Annotated in this window: 12 protein-coding genes and 1 tRNA gene; 3 read left to right on the top strand and 10 right to left on the bottom strand. The window is 62.8% G+C overall.

Translation table 11 applies throughout. The features are described from left to right. Nucleotides 1-81 precede the first annotated feature (81 nt). From ftsH to V6584_RS02195, 8 genes are all read right to left on the bottom strand, one after another. The gene (gene ftsH, locus V6584_RS02230) at nt 82-2,382 is read right to left on the bottom strand and encodes an ATP-dependent zinc metalloprotease FtsH (RefSeq protein ID WP_340468800.1); all 2,301 of its coding nucleotides are present in this window, start codon (nt 2,380-2,382) and stop codon (nt 82-84) included. After that, the gene (gene hpt / locus V6584_RS02225) at nt 2,379-2,978 is read right to left on the bottom strand and encodes a hypoxanthine phosphoribosyltransferase (protein WP_340468799.1); all 600 of its coding nucleotides are present in this window, start codon (nt 2,976-2,978) and stop codon (nt 2,379-2,381) included. The genes ftsH and hpt overlap by 4 nt, the downstream gene beginning before the upstream one ends. Further along, complete coding sequence (gene tilS / locus V6584_RS02220; protein WP_340468798.1) at nt 2,965-4,074, bottom strand: tRNA lysidine(34) synthetase TilS; 1,110 nt, start codon at nt 4,072-4,074, stop codon at nt 2,965-2,967. The genes hpt and tilS overlap by 14 nt, the downstream gene beginning before the upstream one ends. A gap of 126 nt (nt 4,075-4,200) precedes the next feature. Further along, on the bottom strand, nt 4,201-5,649 hold the full coding sequence (locus V6584_RS02215) for a D-alanyl-D-alanine carboxypeptidase/D-alanyl-D-alanine-endopeptidase (RefSeq protein ID WP_340468797.1): 1,449 nt from the start codon (nt 5,647-5,649) through the stop codon (nt 4,201-4,203). A gap of 28 nt (nt 5,650-5,677) precedes the next feature. Next, nucleotides 5,678-7,312 (bottom strand): ABC transporter permease, encoded by a 1,635-nt coding sequence (locus V6584_RS02210; RefSeq protein ID WP_340468796.1) that lies wholly within the window; start codon nt 7,310-7,312, stop codon nt 5,678-5,680. Beyond that, nucleotides 7,309-8,133 (bottom strand): ABC transporter ATP-binding protein, encoded by an 825-nt coding sequence (locus tag V6584_RS02205; protein WP_340469701.1) that lies wholly within the window; start codon nt 8,131-8,133, stop codon nt 7,309-7,311. The genes V6584_RS02210 and V6584_RS02205 overlap by 4 nt, the downstream gene beginning before the upstream one ends. A 223-nt stretch (nt 8,134-8,356) precedes the next feature. After that, nucleotides 8,357-9,583: a glycosyltransferase family 2 protein gene (locus V6584_RS02200; RefSeq protein ID WP_340468795.1), complete on the bottom strand. Its 1,227-nt coding sequence runs from the start codon at nt 9,581-9,583 to the stop codon at nt 8,357-8,359. Beyond that, the gene (locus V6584_RS02195; protein WP_340468794.1) at nt 9,583-11,091 is read right to left on the bottom strand and encodes an AI-2E family transporter; all 1,509 of its coding nucleotides are present in this window, start codon (nt 11,089-11,091) and stop codon (nt 9,583-9,585) included. Before V6584_RS02195 ends, V6584_RS02200 begins: the two co-directional genes overlap by 1 nt. A gap of 77 nt (nt 11,092-11,168) precedes the next feature. Between V6584_RS02195 and V6584_RS02190 the strand changes: the two genes are divergently transcribed. The 3 genes from V6584_RS02190 (at nt 11,169) to V6584_RS02180 (ending at nt 14,844) form a co-directional block, all read left to right on the top strand. Beyond that, the gene (locus V6584_RS02190; protein WP_340468793.1) at nt 11,169-12,065 is read left to right on the top strand and encodes a glycosyltransferase family 2 protein; all 897 of its coding nucleotides are present in this window, start codon (nt 11,169-11,171) and stop codon (nt 12,063-12,065) included. A gap of 110 nt (nt 12,066-12,175) precedes the next feature. Next, nucleotides 12,176-12,247 (top strand) — tRNA-Glu (locus V6584_RS02185). Nucleotides 12,248-12,780: 533 nt separating this feature from the next. Continuing rightward, complete coding sequence (locus V6584_RS02180) at nt 12,781-14,844, top strand: alpha-amylase family protein (protein ID WP_340468792.1); 2,064 nt, start codon at nt 12,781-12,783, stop codon at nt 14,842-14,844. Nucleotides 14,845-14,923: 79 nt separating this feature from the next. Here the strand turns inward: V6584_RS02180 and V6584_RS02175 are convergent, their stop codons facing one another. Both V6584_RS02175 and V6584_RS02170 read right to left on the bottom strand, forming a co-directional pair. Beyond that, nucleotides 14,924-15,355: a hypothetical protein gene (locus V6584_RS02175; RefSeq protein ID WP_340468791.1), complete on the bottom strand. Its 432-nt coding sequence runs from the start codon at nt 15,353-15,355 to the stop codon at nt 14,924-14,926. 44 nt (nt 15,356-15,399) lie between these two features. Further along, on the bottom strand, nt 15,400-16,056 hold the full coding sequence (locus V6584_RS02170; RefSeq protein WP_340486151.1) for a hypothetical protein: 657 nt from the start codon (nt 16,054-16,056) through the stop codon (nt 15,400-15,402). Nucleotides 16,057-16,508 lie beyond the last annotated feature (452 nt).

Genomic DNA, 16,508 nt, shown 5'->3' with positions numbered 1-16,508 from the left:
CTTTCCTCGTTCACGCCGGTCGCCCGCCGATGGGCCGGAACCGGTCCGGCCCAGGAGCCGCTGTGCCGACCCCGTCCAGGCTCAGTCGGAGGGCTGACCGGGTGTTGCATGCGGTTGGCCGTCCGCGCCCGCAGGCGGCTGCGGGCCGGACGTGACGGTCCCGCCTGGCAGGCCTGCGCCCGACCGGGTTCCCCCGGTCTGTGGGCCGGCGGAAGGACCGTCGGTCGATGATTGGGAACCGCTTGCAGCAGGCGGTTCGATGGCAGGCTGTCCGTTCACACTGCGCCTGAGAGAGTCGGGAATCTCGACAGGAGGCTTGTCCGAATCGGGCCGGTCCGCGCTGGAAAGCCAGAGGGTCCTGACCGGGGCCATCCGGAGATTGGCGAAGACGGCTGACAGTTCGTCCTTGTTCAGGGTCTCTTTGACCAGGAGTTGGCGGACCAGCTCGTCAAGGACATCACGGTTCTGAGTGATGATCCTCCATGCCTCGTCATGGGCGGTCTCGATCAGCTTGTGGACCTCGGAGTCGATGGCCTCGGCCGTCTGCTCAGAGTACGGCCTGGGCTTGAGGGCGTCCAGGCCCTGGTCCTGGCTGTTTTCCTCGCCCCACTTGACCGCCCCGAGCTTGGAGGAGAATCCGAACTCAATCACCATCTGGCGGGCGATGCTGGTGGCCTTCTCGATGTCGTTGGAGGCGCCGGTCGTCGGATCGTGGAAGACGACCTCCTCGGCCACACGACCTCCCATGGCGTAGGCCATCTGGTCCAGGAGCTCATTGCGTGATTGCGAATACCTGTCCTCGGTGGGCATGACGGCCGTATATCCCAGTGCCCGGCCACGCGGAAGGATGGTCACCTTGGTCACCGGGTCCGTGTTGTGCAGGGCGGCGGCCACCAAGGCATGCCCTCCCTCGTGGTAGGCCGTGTTGCGCATCTCGTCCAGGGCCATCCCCTTGGTCCGGCGGCGGGGGCCGCTCATGACGCGGTCGATGGCCTCATCGATCGCCCTGTTGTCGATCAGCTGCGCATTGGAGCGGGCCGTCAGCAGGGCGGCCTCGTTCAGGACGTTGGCCAGGTCGGCCCCCGTGAAACCGGGGGTGCGGACCGCCACTGTGTGCAGGTCGACGTCGGGCACGAAGGGCTTGCCCTTGGCATGGACCTTGAGGATGGCTTCACGCCCCTCCAGGTCAGGGGCCTCCACAGCCACCTGACGGTCGAAACGACCTGGCCGCAGGAGGGCCGGATCCAGTATGTCAGGCCGGTTGGTGGCGGCGATGATGATCAGGTTGGTGTCGTTGTCGAAACCGTCCATCTCCACCAGTAGCTGGTTCAGGGTCTGCTCACGCTCATCGTGGCCCCCGCTCATGCCGGAGCCGCGCTTGCCGCCAACGGCATCGATCTCGTCGATGAAGATGATGGCGGGGGCGTTCTTCTTGGCCTCGTCGAACAGGTCACGCACACGGGAGGCGCCCAGGCCGACGAACATCTCGACGAAGTCCGAACCCGCCATGGCGTAGAAGGGGACGGAGGCCTCGCCGGCTATGGCCCTGGCCAGCAAGGTCTTGCCGGTTCCGGGAGGCCCATAGAGGAGGACGCCACGCGGTATGCGTGCCCCCAACGCCTTGTATTTGGAGGGGTCCTTGAGGAATTCCTTGATTTCCTCGACCTCCTGTACGGCGGCCTCTTCGCCGGCCACGTCCGAGAACTTGGTCTTGGGGGTCTGCCCATCCAGGAGCCTGCCCGAGTTCTTCTTGCCCCCCATGCCGAACATGTTGCCGCCTGCCGAATTCGACATTCGCGACAGGAGGTACCAGAAGACGCCGAAGATGATCAGGAGGGGGAGGATCGAAATCAGGAGGTTCGTCAGAAGGCTGGTGTGGGGCACTACGGAGTTGTAGCCCTCGGGCGGGTTGGCCTTCTCGATGAGTTTGACCACCTGGGTGGCCTGAGCCGAGACGTAGGTGAACTGCACGTCCTTGCCCAGGTTCTTGCTCACCTTCCTCCCCCTGAAACCGGGGACCTCTTTGATGTAGTTCTCATCCAGCTTGAGCTCGACAACCTGCATTCCGTCGGTGATCTCGGCCTTCGTGACGCCGATCACCCGGCCAGGGTGCTCCACGCTCTTCGTCTCGCCGGAGAGGAGGGCGATGCCCTCGTTGGTGTCTATGTTCTGGGCCCCGTTCTGATTGTTGAAGAAGCCGAAGATGCAGAAGATGATGACGATCGCCAGCACGGCCCAGAGCCAGGGGGACTGCCAGAAGGAGCGGTTGCCGCCGGGGTCGCCCCCCACGAAGTTGAAGGGGTTGTTGCCGTCCTTCTTGTTGCCGTCCTCACCCCTGGGCGGGCGTTGCCGGGGTCCTTGGGGTCCTTGCGGATAGCTCATGAGTGCTCCCCCTCCGCTTCCTTTGCGTCGTTTCCGTCTTTCCGATATTCTTCAGGCTTGAGCACGGCTATGCAGTCCAGATTACGGTAGTGCTCCTCATAATCAAGGCCGAAGCCGACCACGAATTCATCAGGAACCGTATATCCTGGATATTTTATGTCAACATCGACCTCGTGCCTCGACTTTTTGTCCAGCAGGGCAAATATCTCCACGGAGGCCGCTCCCCTGGATTTCAGCTCATCGACCAGCCAATGAAGGGTGTAACCGGAATCGATGATGTCTTCGACGATCAGGATGTCGCGTCCCCTCACGTCGCATTCCAGGTCCATGCGAATCCTGATGTCCCCCTGGGAGACATCCGTGCGGCCGCCGGCGTAGCTGGAAATGCTCATGAACTCGATCTGCACCGGTATGCTGACCGCCTGCGATAGTGAGGCCAGGGTGTTGAAAGCCCCCTTGAGGACGGCCAACATCATAAGGTCCTTGCCGGCATAGTCCTTGCTGATTTGAGCTGCGGTCTTCTGAATCAGGTCATCGATCTGTTGCCGTGACACCAATTCATGGTCGATGTGGGATTGAATATCAGCGATTCGCATGGTCACCATCATTGCATATGAGAATGACTTGACCCTTACGGATGACTGAATGTCGGCTGGGAAAATCCACCGCCCCCTGACCGTGCCAATCGGAGACCAGGGCATCCACGGCTGCGACCCGGCTGGCCTTCGCCTCCAGCCCGAATCGATTCAGCTGTTCAGCAATGACCCTCATCCTCAGGGCCGGATGGCCCTGGGAGAGGCGAGCGGCATCGAGGACGGCCAGCACCCCCTGTCGAGACTCCTCAGGGGAGGGGGATCTGGAGGAGCTCTCCCTCAGTGCCTCGGATTGGATCCTCAGATAGTCCTCGTCCCGCCTGGCCAGGGCTGACCCTGCTGCCAGCCTGGCCGCCATGTCCCTCCCGGCGAAGCTGGTCAGGGCAGGCAGGAGGTCGTGCCGGATCCTCGAACGCAGCGGATAATCAGGGGGCAGGGGGCTGTCACGGTCACGGTCGTCCCCGTTGGTCGGATCATCCCACCACTGCAGCCCCTGCTGCCTGCAGATCCGGGTGGTCTCCTGCCGGGAGAGGCCGAGAATGGGCCGGAGGAGGCGGACACCGCAACGGGCTGAGACCGGTTCCATGCCGGTTATGGCTTCCAGTCCCTGTGAACGTATCAGACCGATGAGGACGGTCTCAGCCTGGTCATCCCTGGTGTGGGCCAGGAGGAGGGCTTGTGCGCCACTAGCGCGGGCCACCTCCGTGAGGACCCGGTAGCGGGCGTCTCGGGCATCGGATTCCAGTCCGGCACCGGTCCTGGCCACCTCCACCCGCCTGGTGACAACCGGGTCCAGACCCAGGTTTCGACACTGGTCGGCAGCCCGGGCCGCCACCCGGTCGGAACCCTCGAACAGGCCGTGGTCCACCAGGACCGCTCCGCACCTGATCCCCCTCATCCCGCAGACGATGGCCGCCACCGAAGCGAGGGCCAGGGAGTCCCTCCCACCCGAGCAGGCGACCAGGACCAGGGGTGCATCCGGGGCCGGCAGATGACGGCCATGACGGCCGAAGCGGTCGGATTGGCGGCCCAGACCCACACTGTCAAGACAGGCACCCGCCAGACCGACCGCCTTCTTCATCTCAGATGAATAAGCCATCGATACGATCACTCCCTCCGTCCCGAGACCGGACGATCAGCCCGCCCCCGCATGGCCCCCACACTAACAGGGCGACCCGCCACCACGTGCGCGACGGGTGCGGCCCTTGGCCGGGTCTGCGGGCGGTCACAGATCGACCAAGGATGACACCAGTCTGTTGATGGCCTGACTGGCCTCATAACCGTTCTCTGCCTTGTTCACGATGACTGCGAAGGCAAGTGCCCCGCCTGACTTCCTGGACACGATGCCGCACATTGAGGTGACCTCATCAAGTGTCCCCGTCTTGACCCTGGCCAGGCCTGGGACACCGTCGCCGACGGACCGGCCGGCGGCCGTCCCGACCAGGCCCATGACGGAGAGTCCTTCCACAAGGTCCGCCTGCTCGCCCCCTGCGAGGGCCTGCCGCTGGACGGCGGCCAGGGTTTCCACGCGGATGGAGGAGCCGGGGCTCAGACCCGAGCAGTCCGCCAGGGTGACCCCTTCCACATTGATGCCGGCGGCTTTGAGAGCGGAGAGGACCGCGTCCTTCGCCCCTTTCGCACTGTTGTCGCCGCCTGTCTTCAAGGCTACGAGGCGACCGAAGAGTTCTGCGAGTGAGTTGTCGGAATTGCGCAGCATGAGGGCGAGTATCTGACCCAAGGTGGCGGACTGCCCACGGGCTATCCTCCTGGCCGAGGACGGCGTCCTTCCGGAGGGGGGCAGGGGGGCGGAAGAGGGATCACTGCTCCCGTTGACCTTGATTCCCTGTCCTATGAGAGAGGATGAAAACACCTGGCAGGCCCTAGTGGCCGGATGTCCGTATCGGGGCGGATAGCCGTTCTCCCCGTCCGGATCGGAAGGGACCCCCCTGCCTGACCAGTCCCTGCCCTGGTCGATGGCCATGGGTGAGGGCGGCATGAAGTAGATGCCTCCGGGATTGTTCCTTTCGATTCCTTTCGGGGCTCCGTCTCCACCGAACAAGGTGTCATCGCAGGTCAGGCTCACCGCGGAGATCCCCCGGTCCCGCAAAAGGCGGGCCGTCCTCTGGGCCAGGGAGCCCAGTCCGGAGCGGCCGTTGACGTGGTGGGGGTCATCGGCACCGCTGCCCAGGAGCATGTCCCCTCCCCCCCTCAGGTGGAGGTCGGCCCTCCTCCCCGAGGTCCCGCCGTCGTTTGAGAGCATGACATCGGTGTTCAAGGTGGAGGACATGTCGAGAGCGTGGATGGCCGCAGCCGCCGTCAGGGTCTTGAGGGTGGAGGCTGGTTCCCTGGACCGCTTTTCATCCTTGCCGGCGAGTCTGGTACCGTCGGGCCGTTCGATGACGAAGGAGTAGTCCCCGCCCAGGCCGGGGCTGGAGGTGAATTCATCGACGATCCTGTCGAGGGAGGCTGCATCGACGGACCCGCCGGCCTCCAAGCGGCCCACCACGATGGCCGGTCGGCCCAAGACCGCCGGCCGTGGCAGGGTGCCCACATGGGAGGGCGACAAACTCAGCGGACCGGGGATGAAATCCAGAAGGTCACCTGCCACGGCAGCCAGGAACACGGCCGCCGTCAGGAGCACACCGAGGAAGATCCGCCACCTTCTCGCCCGCATGGATCCTCCCTTCACCGGTGACCTGCGGTCAGCGCTGGAGGGAGGCATACCCATCCACCGTCCTCAGTATCTGCAGCTGACGCCCGTCCATGATGCGGCCACCCGCCCATACGCCTATGAGGAGCACGACCAGGCCGTTGAGGAGGGCCACCGGTCCGGCGACCCAGGCGTATTCTCCCCTCCCGGCGGAAAGACCGACAAGGGCCAGGAGGGATGGAACCATGACGAGGAGGTCGACCAGGACTTCCAGGATGGGGAAGAACCCCTGGCTGACCGCCCTGCCCTGGGGCGAGGAAAAGGGGCGGTCCATGGAGGGTACCGGGTACATGAGCAGGCAGGAGAAAATCTCGGCCATGCCCAGACCAGCCATGATGATTCCCACGAGGCCGCAGGTCATTCCGAGGGAGCCCAGCAGTCCGGAGGCGTTCTTCCAATAGCCGGAGACCAGGGTGCAGACCGCGCAGACAATCAGGGCGTACGCCAGGTCGATGGACAGGAGGACGCGGATCCTTCCCTTGCGATCTTCCAGGCCGGGCACCCCCGCCAGGATCTGCATGCGCAGACCCGGCCCGTCATACGACAGGGCATTGTCCTCCAACATGGTGAGCATGAGGAATCCCGTGAAGGGGGCCGCCCAGACCATGGAAGCCTCCTGACCGCCGAGCAGGGCGAAAACGGCAAGGAACACCACCGGCATGATGTAATAGAGGATCAGTCGGCTGTCGCGACGCAGATAGGTGAGAATCCTGGCGCTGATGGCACCGGAAACCGTATCCGGGCATCTGTCGAAAGCCCCCAGACCCCGGCCGGTCACGTGGGCCGTCCTGGCATGGGCTTCCTGACGGCGGGACCGGTCCAGGCACCACATGCCTACCAGGAAACAGACGACCAGTGTGGCCGCCAACAGGCACAGACGGCCTATCAGGGAGGGCCAGGCACCCCCATACAGATCAACGGGGAGTTGGAAGGCGGCCGCCAGCGGGGTCCATGAGAGGACGGAGGCCGCCCGGCCTATCGTCCCCCAGTCCGTGCCGGCCTTGTGCATGGTCCCCATGGCAATCATCTGCGGGGCGTATATCAGTCCTATGAAGCACAGAAACACAATCAGGTAGAGGATGGTCTGCCCCCTCCTGGAACTGACCAGGGTGGTGGCCAATGACAGGGTCATCTTGGACAGGCTGAGCATGACGGCCACGGCCAGGAAGGCGGAAACAAGCGACATGGCGACGGCACCGCCCCCCAGGTTGCGGTAGAGGGCCGCGAGGGAGAGGAAGCCTCCGAGCCCGCAGAGGGCGGGGAGTCCGACCAGACCGGCCAGGAGGAGACCGGCCTCCAGCTGGACATCCGGGATTCCGTACAGGGCGAATCGTGATGGGCTCAAGGTGGAACCCTCACCAATGACCATGAGTTGGATGACGACCACACCCACCGACAGGAGAGAGGCGGCTATGATGAGCAGGCTCTGCATCTGGCCGAGGTCTATGGGGGTGTCGGTGGCGTTCACATATTCGCCTGCTGGAAGGGTCACCCGCCAGGCCAGGCAGACCACGCCGACCACCATTATCAGGGAGATGACGGCGCCCACGGCCTGCCAGGACGACTTGCGGACGGTGGCCATTGTCAGGGCCCACCTGAGGCGGGCGATGGTCAGGACCCTGTTCATCGGGCATCATCCCCGGCTTGTCCCCCGGTCCCACCGCCGCCACCGTCCAGCCAGCTGATCCTGGCTGCGGCATGGCGGCCACCGACCAGTTGGAGGAAGCGATCCTCAAGGTCCTCCCCTGCGGCCACCTCCTGCACGGTCCCGTCGGCGCGTACCAGGCCATGGTCGATGATGGCCACGTGGGTGCACATCTTCTCGACCAGGGCCATCACATGGGAGGAGACCACCACGGTTCCCCCCGTCGAGACGTACTCGACGAGGATGTCCCTCAGGTTGGCGCTGGAGATGGGGTCGACGGATTCGAAGGGCTCATCGAGGATGAGGATGCGGGGACTGTGTATCATGGCCGTCGCCAGGCATATCTTCTTGGTCATGCCGGCCGAATACTCGTTGACCATCTTCCCCGCCGCATCCACCAGGTCGAAGGCGGCCAGGAGGTCCTGGGCCCTGCTCTTGGCCTCCTGCCGGCCCATGCCACGCAGCATGCCCGAGTAGACGAGAAGCTGGGCACCGGTCAACCTGTCGAAGATCTGATCGGCCTGGGGCATGACGCCGATGATCCCCTTGGCCCTGTTGACGTCCTGCCAGACATCCCCACCCAGAATCATGACCTGGCCGGCATCGGGCAGGAGGAGGCCGGTCGCCATGTTGAGGGTGGTGGTCTTGCCGGCCCCGTTGGGACCCACCAGCCCGTAGAAGGACCCCACAGGAATGTCCAAGGAAAGGCCGTTGACGGCGGGCTTGCCTTCATAGACCTTCACGAGGCCCCGGATGGAAATCGCCGCCCGGGGATCGGGGGCCGGCAGGGAGAAAGGCGGCATGGCCGATGGAGCCTGGGCGGCGGCCCGGTCAGGCTGCCCGGGCTGGGCGGCCCCGCCGTCCCGACCCCCACCTGCTGAGAGGGGAACCTGCCCGCCCTGTCCCGTCCGGAAGACCGGCACGCCCAGATTCCCGTGGTCCCCAGGCCGGACGGGATGGCCCTCTTCATGGGCTTGGTTCGCGTTCATGCTTACAGCATACAGCCGGCCCCTGCTGTCGTCTCCCCTACTTGCCCGTGTGCTGGATGGGCTTCCAACCGGGATTGGCGAAGATGGCCTGGAAGGAGATGGGGACGTAGCTGAGCATGTAGATGGGGAAACTCAGGCAGTATGCGAAGAGCTCCTTGTTGGATGCTCCGATCTTGCTGCGTTCGGCGACCACGGTCAGGGCGGCAAGGGCCATCAGGGCCAGGATTCCAAGGACGGAGGCCACGAGGACATTGAGGAGGGAGCCGAACTGGCTGGCCCAGGTGACAAAGCCGAGGGAGGCGAAAAGGACGCCGAAGACCGCCCGGATGACGGCGAGGACCATGAGGGGGCAGATCAGGATGGTCAGGTCGACCGCCGAGAAGTCTCGCTCCCTGACGGCGCGGCTGATCAGGGCGGGGCCGTAGTAGCGGAAGACCTGGAGGAAGCCCTTGCTCCACCTGAGCCTCTGCCGCCAGCTCTGCTTGAAGGTGACGGGCTGCTCGTCATAGAGCATTGCCGTGCCGCAGTAGCCGATCCTGTCACCGTGGAGGATGCAGTCCATGGTGAACTCCATGTCCTCGGTGAGCAGGTGGAACTTCCATCCGTTGTTGCGCTCCATGATTCCCCTGGAGAACATGAATCCGGTGCCGCCCACGTGGCAGGACGACCCGAAGACCATGCGCGAGGAATTGAGGAAACGTGATTCGCGGATGAACCAGAGGGCCGAGCCGGAGGACACCCAGTTGTCGGCGAAGTTGACCGAGTTTCGGTAGCTGGTAAGGACCCGGAACCCTGCGTGGAAGGCCTTGTTCATCTCCTCCACGTAGTGCCGGTCGAGCAGGTTGTCGGCATCGAAGACGAAGTAGGCGTCATAGGTCTTCGAACGGCCGGCCGCGATGATGTGGTCGAGCAGGTAGGTCAGGGCATAGCCCTTGCCGACCTGCTGCAGGTTGTCCCTGACCACCACATTGCAGCCCTTGGACCTGGCCAGGTCGGCCGTCCCGTCCGTGCAGTTGTCGGCCACCAGCCAGATGTCGATCATATCCGCCGGGTAGGTCTGCGCATGGATGGAGTCGATGAGGTTGCCGACCACGTTCTCCTCGTTGCGGGCTGAGATCAGGACCGCGAAATGCTTGTCGGCCGGCGCGTCCGGGAAGACGACGGGTTTGGTCAGGAAGGAGGTGACGATGCAGATCGCCTGGTAGACCACGCCGACTGCCCCGACCAGGAACATGAGTATGTCAAGGACGGTCAGGAAGGCCATCAGTGCCACTCCTTACGCGGGTTCCCGTCGTCAGCTTGCCCCTCCCCGCCGTGTTCTGCGCTAGGCCCGTCCGCGGAGGCCCCGGAAGGTTGCACGTCTGAACCATCTGTGCCCCCGGTCTCATCCTCCGTCCCCTCCAGGTGCCGCCGACGTCGGCCGCCGGGAACCTGCTTCTGGGGGATGGCCACGGTCTCGGACTCGTCCAGGGTGTCAGAGGTGGGAGCCCTGTATATCTGGTCCTTCAGCTCTTCTATCTGGTCCCCGACGACCACCCGGGCGCTTGTCCCCCGGGCTGATCTGCCGCCCATGTGATCGGCCACCGGTTTGATCACATGTTCATTGAAGGCCTCGGCCCCTGCGACCACCTTGGATTTGCGCACCGGTTCGGGATCGTGCATGAGGGGGGAGTCGATCAGGGGGTACTTCTTGGTGTAGGCCGTGAATATGGCCTGGACGCTGGCCGCCAGGGGGAGGGCCAGGAAGGCGCCCAGGGCGCCGAAGACCGCGCCGAAAGCGAGGACCGACAGGAAGGCTATCGCCGGATTCAGATCCATGGTCCGCTCGGAGATCTTGGGAGAGAGGATCAGGTTCTCCACCTGCTGGTACAGGATGATGTAGACCAGGACCGCCACGGCTATGACCAGCCCCTTGCTCCCCCAGGCCACCACGACGGGGACGGCCCCGCCTATGTAAGTTCCGATGGTGGGCACGAACTGGGAGACCAGGCCGCAGAAAACGGCCAGGGGAAGCCAGTAGGGCACATCCAGGGCCACCAGAAAGACCGACATGCACACGGAGCTGATGAGGGCCAGGATGGTCCGGCTGAAGAGGAAGCTGGAGATCTGGTCCTGGGCTATGGTCCACACGAAGACGAAACGGCGCTGGCTGTTGGGGCCCATCCACTTGCACACGCTCCGACGCAGTTTGGGGCCGGCCGCCGAGATGTAATAGATGACCAGGAGGATGGTCATGATGTTGACGAAGGAGCCCACCAGGCCGACCGTGGTCGTGAAGGCCTGCCCGGCGAAGTTGGTCACCCAGGAGGTCTGTATGTTCTTGATGATCTCGCTGCCCAGATCCTTCATGGCGGGCAGGCGCCACTGGGTGTGCGACTGGATGAACCCTGCCAGCTCATCGTAGAGGGCGGGTATCCCCTTGACCATGCCGATGACCTGGGATACGAACATATTGCCGAACATGCCCATGAGGACGATGACGATGACGATGAGACCCACCAGGGTGACGCCGGCAGCCGCCCCCCTCTTCCACCCGTGCTTGACCAGGGTCACGACGAGGGGTTCCATGGCCAGTGCGACGAAGACCGCTATGACGACATCCAGGACGAGGAACTCCACCTGCCCCCAAGCGGTGTAGGCGAACCAGCCGAGGAAGAAGGCGATGGCCACATACAGAAGCGCCCTGCCGAACCACTCCGGGGGCCGCCTCGGGTCCCCCCTGGGCGGAAAGACCGTGGCCAGGTCGAACTGCTGCTTGTCCTGTTTTGTCATAGCTTCCATTATCCCCAATCACGGTGACATGAGCACCGATCCATCCCTGTGTATCCGGCCACACGTATTGTAAGGGTATGCTGACAGTCTCCATAGTCATACCTGCGTGGAACGAAGAGGAACGCATCGCCGATTGCCTCATGAACGCCACCACACAATCGGTGACCCCTCACGAGATACTCGTCGTGGACAACAAGTCAACCGACAGCACGCCGGACATCGTGCGGGAATTCATGGACACCAACCCCTCCTCCCCGGTCCGCCTCCTTCACCAGGATGAGGAGCAAGGGCTGATCCCCACGCGCAATTACGGTCTGGACCGGGCCACGGGCGACGTGCTCGGACGGATCGACGCGGACTGCATGCTCAGACCCAACTGGGTGGAGGAAGTATCCCACATATTCACCGACGACCCCGATGCCATGGGGGCCACGGGACCGGTGGCGTATTACGACATGCCGGGAAAGAAGATCGGTCTCAAGGGCGACAACACGATACGCAAGGCCATCTACCGGGCGGATGACGGGCAATACCTCCTCTACGGGTCGAACATGGCCTTGAGGGCGAGCGCCTGGAAGGTCATACGCAAGGATGTCTGCCGCGATAAGGCCGACATCATGCATGAGGACGTCGACGTCTCCCTCCACCTTATCGAGCACGGGTTCAAGACCGTTTACGACAAAGACATGAACGCCGGGATCAGCGCCCGCCGGATGGACACCTCCTTCCCCTCCTTCCGCCGCTACATGCAGCGTTTCAAGAACACCTTCGACGCCCACCCGCAACACACCCGGGAGCAGAAGCCCGAGCACACCCTCTATGCCCTCTATCCCATACTCAGGGCCTTCTATCCCGTCTATCAGAAGTACCTGGAATCGGCCGACATCAACCCGGCCGAAAGGGTCTGGATCCAGGAGCAGATGGAGCTCTTCCACAAGCGAGACGAGGAGCTGGGCGCCGACGACCAGGGCTGAGACGGGGGGCGATTCCCGCCGCCGTGAGGGACGGATCGCGGGCTGTCGGCCTTGTCAACAGGCCGGCATTTGCCTGGTCCAGGGGTATCAAGTAACATTATGCTTCGTTCGCCCCCGTCGTCTAACGGTTAGGACACCAGACTTTCAATCTGACAGCGAGAGTTCGACTCTCTCCGGGGGTACAAAGGGAAGACCGGTCCATCGGCATGGTTGCAGCCTCACGATTTCATCATCATTCTGGTCTTAAGGAGCGGCGCCATATCAGGCCGACCCATTTCGCACGTACTCCAAATGCACACGCCAGGGGCGAGTAATCGCGGGAATAGGGGCGACAACCATCATGAGTGCCATCGCGGTGATGAGAGTGCTTCGGGCGTAAGGCAAAATCGGGGGGAACAGACGGTCACGGCTCGTCGAGGAAGTCAAGACGACTTCTAACTTGTCATGGTTTACCATACATCCCTGCGACACTGCGGAATCCCGCAGGAGCTGGAAGGCCTGCCGACGGGGCGTCCGCCAGGCATCCGCACCTTGGACCGAGTGGGGACTGGTTCACCGACCTCGTATATAGTGGCAGACACGGTGAAGGCAGGGCAGCGGATGGACGCCTGCCGACGGAGACATCGATACGTCCGCCCACCCTGCGCAGGCATCGGGAAGGCGGTGGGAGTCGGAACGACGGGCGGCCTGGCGGCCGTGGTGAAGGAGTGCGGCGATGGCGGCAGGCAGGCAGGATCTGACGGTGAGCGTGGATGGATTGGCCAGGACCATCTACAGCGACGGGAACCGCATCACCGGTGCCGAACTTGTCTCGCAGCCCACCGGCCGGCAACATGTCTACCGGATGGGCGAGTGCTTCCTCCTGGTCCTGGAGGGTGAAGACGGGGTTGACGTGACGGTGGGATCCAGTGACCTGGAAATCGACCGGATCACCCCCCTCGATGGGGCCGGACCGGCAGGCAGAGGGGTCAGGATCACCTTCGCCCCCTTCGGCATCAGCGGGCGGAAGACCGGCGGGGCCAGCCTCCTGGTGACTTATGAAACCAGGCGGATCGACAGCCCTTCCAGTCTGGAGTCGTCTCTCACCCTCCGGCTGACAGGGGCAAGGACGGGTCTGAAGCTCCGCCACCTGTACATGGACCTGGTTGACTGCCCCCGCGAAGACCTGCTCTTCACTCCTCCTTTGGAGTTCACGGTCCCCGAGTCGACCGACAGCCTCCCCCCGGAACAGGTCCAGCTGGGCCAGCCGGTCTACCTGAAGGGGTTGATCCTTGGCAGCCGGTTCCCTGCCAACAAGAACGCGGCGGTGGACAAGGGGGACAGGACGAGGGTGCTCCTGGACTATCGGACGGCCATGCCCCTGGAAGACTGCCGGAACGAGCCCTGGCAATCCTGGCCGGCCGTGGCCGCCCCCTCCCGTGGGGCAGACATGGAGGCCCTGCAGGAGGACTTCCGCGACTATCTTGGTGGGATCGCACGGACCCCCTCCCTCCGGATCCAATACAACAGCTGGTATGACCACTTCCTCGGGGTGGATGCAGGCCGTTTCCGTGAAACCTGCCTGATGATGGACCAGGCCGTACGTCGATACGGGATGCCGCCACTTGACGCATACGTGCTGGATGACGGGTGGAACAACTACAACGACCCCGAATTCACCGGCATCGACAGGGAGGCCAGCGGTCCGACACCCAACCGGAGCGGATTCTGGGAGTTCAACGACAAGTTTCCCTCGGGGATCGGGGCCCTGCACCAGACCATGGAGGAAGACGGCATGCCCCTGGGACTGTGGCTGGGACCCCAAGGGGGATACGTGCATGAGGGCACCTTCGCCCAGTTCCTCGAGTCCCGCGGCAGGGGCCATGTCAACCATGAGGCATCGGTCGGCCGGGCACTGGACGTCAACGACCGGCATTACCTGGAACTTCTCAAGGACTTCCTTCTGGAGACACAGAAGGAGGGTCACCTGGTTTACTGGAAGTTCGACGGGTTCGCCTCCCACCCATGCAGGGAAGAAGGCCACGGCCACTATCTGGAGCCTGATGCCTACACCACCCAGCTCTGGGAGCGTTGGATCGACATCTTCAGGGCCCTGCGGGAGGAGAACCCCGACATCTTCATCAACGCGACCACCTACGCCCCGGTCTCGCCCTGGCTCCTGGCCTGGGTCGACACGATATGGGTGCAGAACTCGGACGACCGTGAACAGGCTCGCGACGCGGCCGGAGACGCCACCGACCAGGTGATCACCGGGCGGGACCGGGTCTACTACAGGAACGTATTCCAGGCCAGACTCCAACTCCCCCTGACCTACTACTACAACCATGAGCCCATATACGGCCACGCGGATGAGACCCCCTACACGGATGAGGGCTTCGCCCGCTACCTCCTGGTCAACGCTCTGAGGGGACCCATGCTCTGGGAGCTCCATCTGAGCCCGGACAGGCTGACCCAAGGCCAGTGGAGGGGTCTGGCCGGGGTCCTCAACTTCGTCCGCGCCCACTTCGAAACCCTCCAGGAGAGCCGGATGTACACCTGCGGCGGCGACCTGGACTCCGGCTACGGCTACTCTGCGCAAAAGGCGGACGACCACTTCCTCCTGGTCCGCAACCCCACGGCCGACCCAATCCGCGTGTATCTGCCGCATCAGGTGCGAGACGGCCTGATGACAGCCATCTACCCGGCCGACGGCGGGCAGGTCGACACGGAGACCGTGATCGACCTGCCCCCCTTGACCTGTCTCCTCCTGTCAAAGAGGGAGGTCAACCTGAGGCTGTGACCCATCCCTGCACGACGAAGACAGACGGTAATCGGAGAAGAACAGGCTCCTGGGAGGTGCACAAAGACCAGGCCTGCAATCAGCCCTCGCGAATTGCCATATAGGGGACTTTGACGCCGTCAACTTCGGCAAGAAGGATATCGCTCCGCTTGGTGGAGAAAATCAAGGTCCCCTTTTCCAATTTGGTCGCCGACATCTCGCTGAATTCACTCGTGGAGCGACGACTCACTTTTCCTATCGTGTCGACGCTTTGCATGCCATCGTGGTCCACCTCCTTGGGGTCTGCCCGCTGATAGGCCACATTCTTGTGGACGAATATGTCCGCGTCCTTGTCATTCTCCAATATGCAGGCAGGCGTGGCTGAGTTGACGGATTCATCACATGACCCCTGGTTTCCCCCAGCGACCTGTCCTGAACCACAGGCCGCAAGCAGGCAGATGGAGACCAGGAGGCAGACCGCTGAAACAACCCGGGAAGCAACGCTGTACTTTCTGGTTCTGACTCGTGTCATTGTGGCACCTGGCTCTTTCATCCGGCTGATTTCAACTCAATCGTCTATTTTGCAGCCCGGTAATATTCATCCAGCGTAGATTCTGTGGAAAGAGATCTGACTGAAGCAGCATTGATGCCGGTAACGTTCCCCTTGCTGCCGACCAGCAACATGCCTGACTGCGGATTTATCGCATCATATGCCTTGCCGGGATGCGCAGACAACAAGAGGAGCAACTGCTTTCCTTCATGAGTGTCGGCTGCGTCCTGAAGCAGGGCAACACCTTGTTCACGCACCACCGAGCGACCTAACTTGCCGCCTATCTGCGCCACTTCAATGACTTGGCCCTCACGGACCGACCCTTTGATCGCCCGGGTGACTTTGATTCTCGTAATGGTACGAGGCACTGCCAGGTCTTCGGAGTGAAGCTCGGATTCCTTGACACCTTTCTGTGGATTGTCGACCTCAGTACCACTTTCGGTGTCACCTCCAGGGTATTCAACCTCTTCATGTGACCCGACAGGCATGCCTGTGACGACGACATCTGAGGCCTTCACCGCCTGGCTTACGTTTGGGTATTGCGGGTAATAGGCCTGCCAGTATGTGATTTCCCCTCGATTGAGAACAATCAGCAGCCCCACCATTCCGCCGGCCACGACGACAATCCCGGCAATCACAAAGGCAAGCAGCCCGATTCTCTTATTCTTCATTGTGGCCTTCATCAGAAACACCTCCTCACAAGCGACCTATCGTATGATGTCGGCCAACCCACCGGTCATTCGCATTCGTGTACTTGACGTTGAAGGAACGATTCGACACCCCACTACCAATGCAACCAGCAGCACTGGCCGGAGTCACAGGATGAGCGACCATAAGAACGACAAATGCGTGTATGGCGCATAAGAGACCAGATCCCCGGTTGATTCTGCGCTTGTGTTGCATGGCATCACCATCCTTGGTTATACCTGCATGACGGGTGGAATTCACCCTGGCGATATCTGGCAGGACCTTCCGTGTCCTGGAAAATACCGAAAACCGATAACGTCTGGACAGCCGCGGCTTAGAGAAAGAGCACTTGTTCCTGCAACAAGCTTGAGTTCATTAAACCACTGCCATGTCGGGAAAGTCAACGCCAGCTGTCGTGACGAGAGGCCGCCGGATCAGACCTCGCTCT

Origin of the sequence: Bifidobacterium favimelis (assembly GCF_037963085.1) — a bacterium.
Taxonomy (GTDB): Bacteria; Actinomycetota; Actinomycetes; order Actinomycetales; family Bifidobacteriaceae; genus Bombiscardovia; species Bombiscardovia favimelis.
This window is presented reverse-complemented; position numbering and strand designations above follow the sequence as displayed.

What these genes read in the sequence shown, in the direction of transcription:
- ftsH (WP_340468800.1), bottom strand. Translation starts at nt 2,382, where the DNA reads ATGAGCTATCCGCAAGGACCCCAAGGACCCCGGCAACGCCCGCCCAGG.
- hpt (WP_340468799.1), bottom strand. Translation starts at nt 2,978, where the DNA reads ATGCGAATCGCTGATATTCAATCCCACATCGACCATGAATTGGTGTCA.
- tilS (WP_340468798.1), bottom strand. Translation starts at nt 4,074, where the DNA reads ATGGCTTATTCATCTGAGATGAAGAAGGCGGTCGGTCTGGCGGGTGCC.
- V6584_RS02215 (WP_340468797.1), bottom strand. Translation starts at nt 5,649, where the DNA reads ATGCGGGCGAGAAGGTGGCGGATCTTCCTCGGTGTGCTCCTGACGGCG.
- V6584_RS02210 (WP_340468796.1), bottom strand. Translation starts at nt 7,312, where the DNA reads ATGAACAGGGTCCTGACCATCGCCCGCCTCAGGTGGGCCCTGACAATG.
- V6584_RS02205 (WP_340469701.1), bottom strand. Translation starts at nt 8,133, where the DNA reads ATGCCGCCTTTCTCCCTGCCGGCCCCCGATCCCCGGGCGGCGATTTCC.
- V6584_RS02200 (WP_340468795.1), bottom strand. Translation starts at nt 9,583, where the DNA reads ATGGCCTTCCTGACCGTCCTTGACATACTCATGTTCCTGGTCGGGGCA.
- V6584_RS02195 (WP_340468794.1), bottom strand. Translation starts at nt 11,091, where the DNA reads ATGACAAAACAGGACAAGCAGCAGTTCGACCTGGCCACGGTCTTTCCG.
- V6584_RS02190 (WP_340468793.1), top strand. Translation starts at nt 11,169, where the DNA reads ATGCTGACAGTCTCCATAGTCATACCTGCGTGGAACGAAGAGGAACGC.
- V6584_RS02180 (WP_340468792.1), top strand. Translation starts at nt 12,781, where the DNA reads ATGGCGGCAGGCAGGCAGGATCTGACGGTGAGCGTGGATGGATTGGCC.
- V6584_RS02175 (WP_340468791.1), bottom strand. Translation starts at nt 15,355, where the DNA reads ATGACACGAGTCAGAACCAGAAAGTACAGCGTTGCTTCCCGGGTTGTT.
- V6584_RS02170 (WP_340486151.1), bottom strand. Translation starts at nt 16,056, where the DNA reads ATGAAGGCCACAATGAAGAATAAGAGAATCGGGCTGCTTGCCTTTGTG.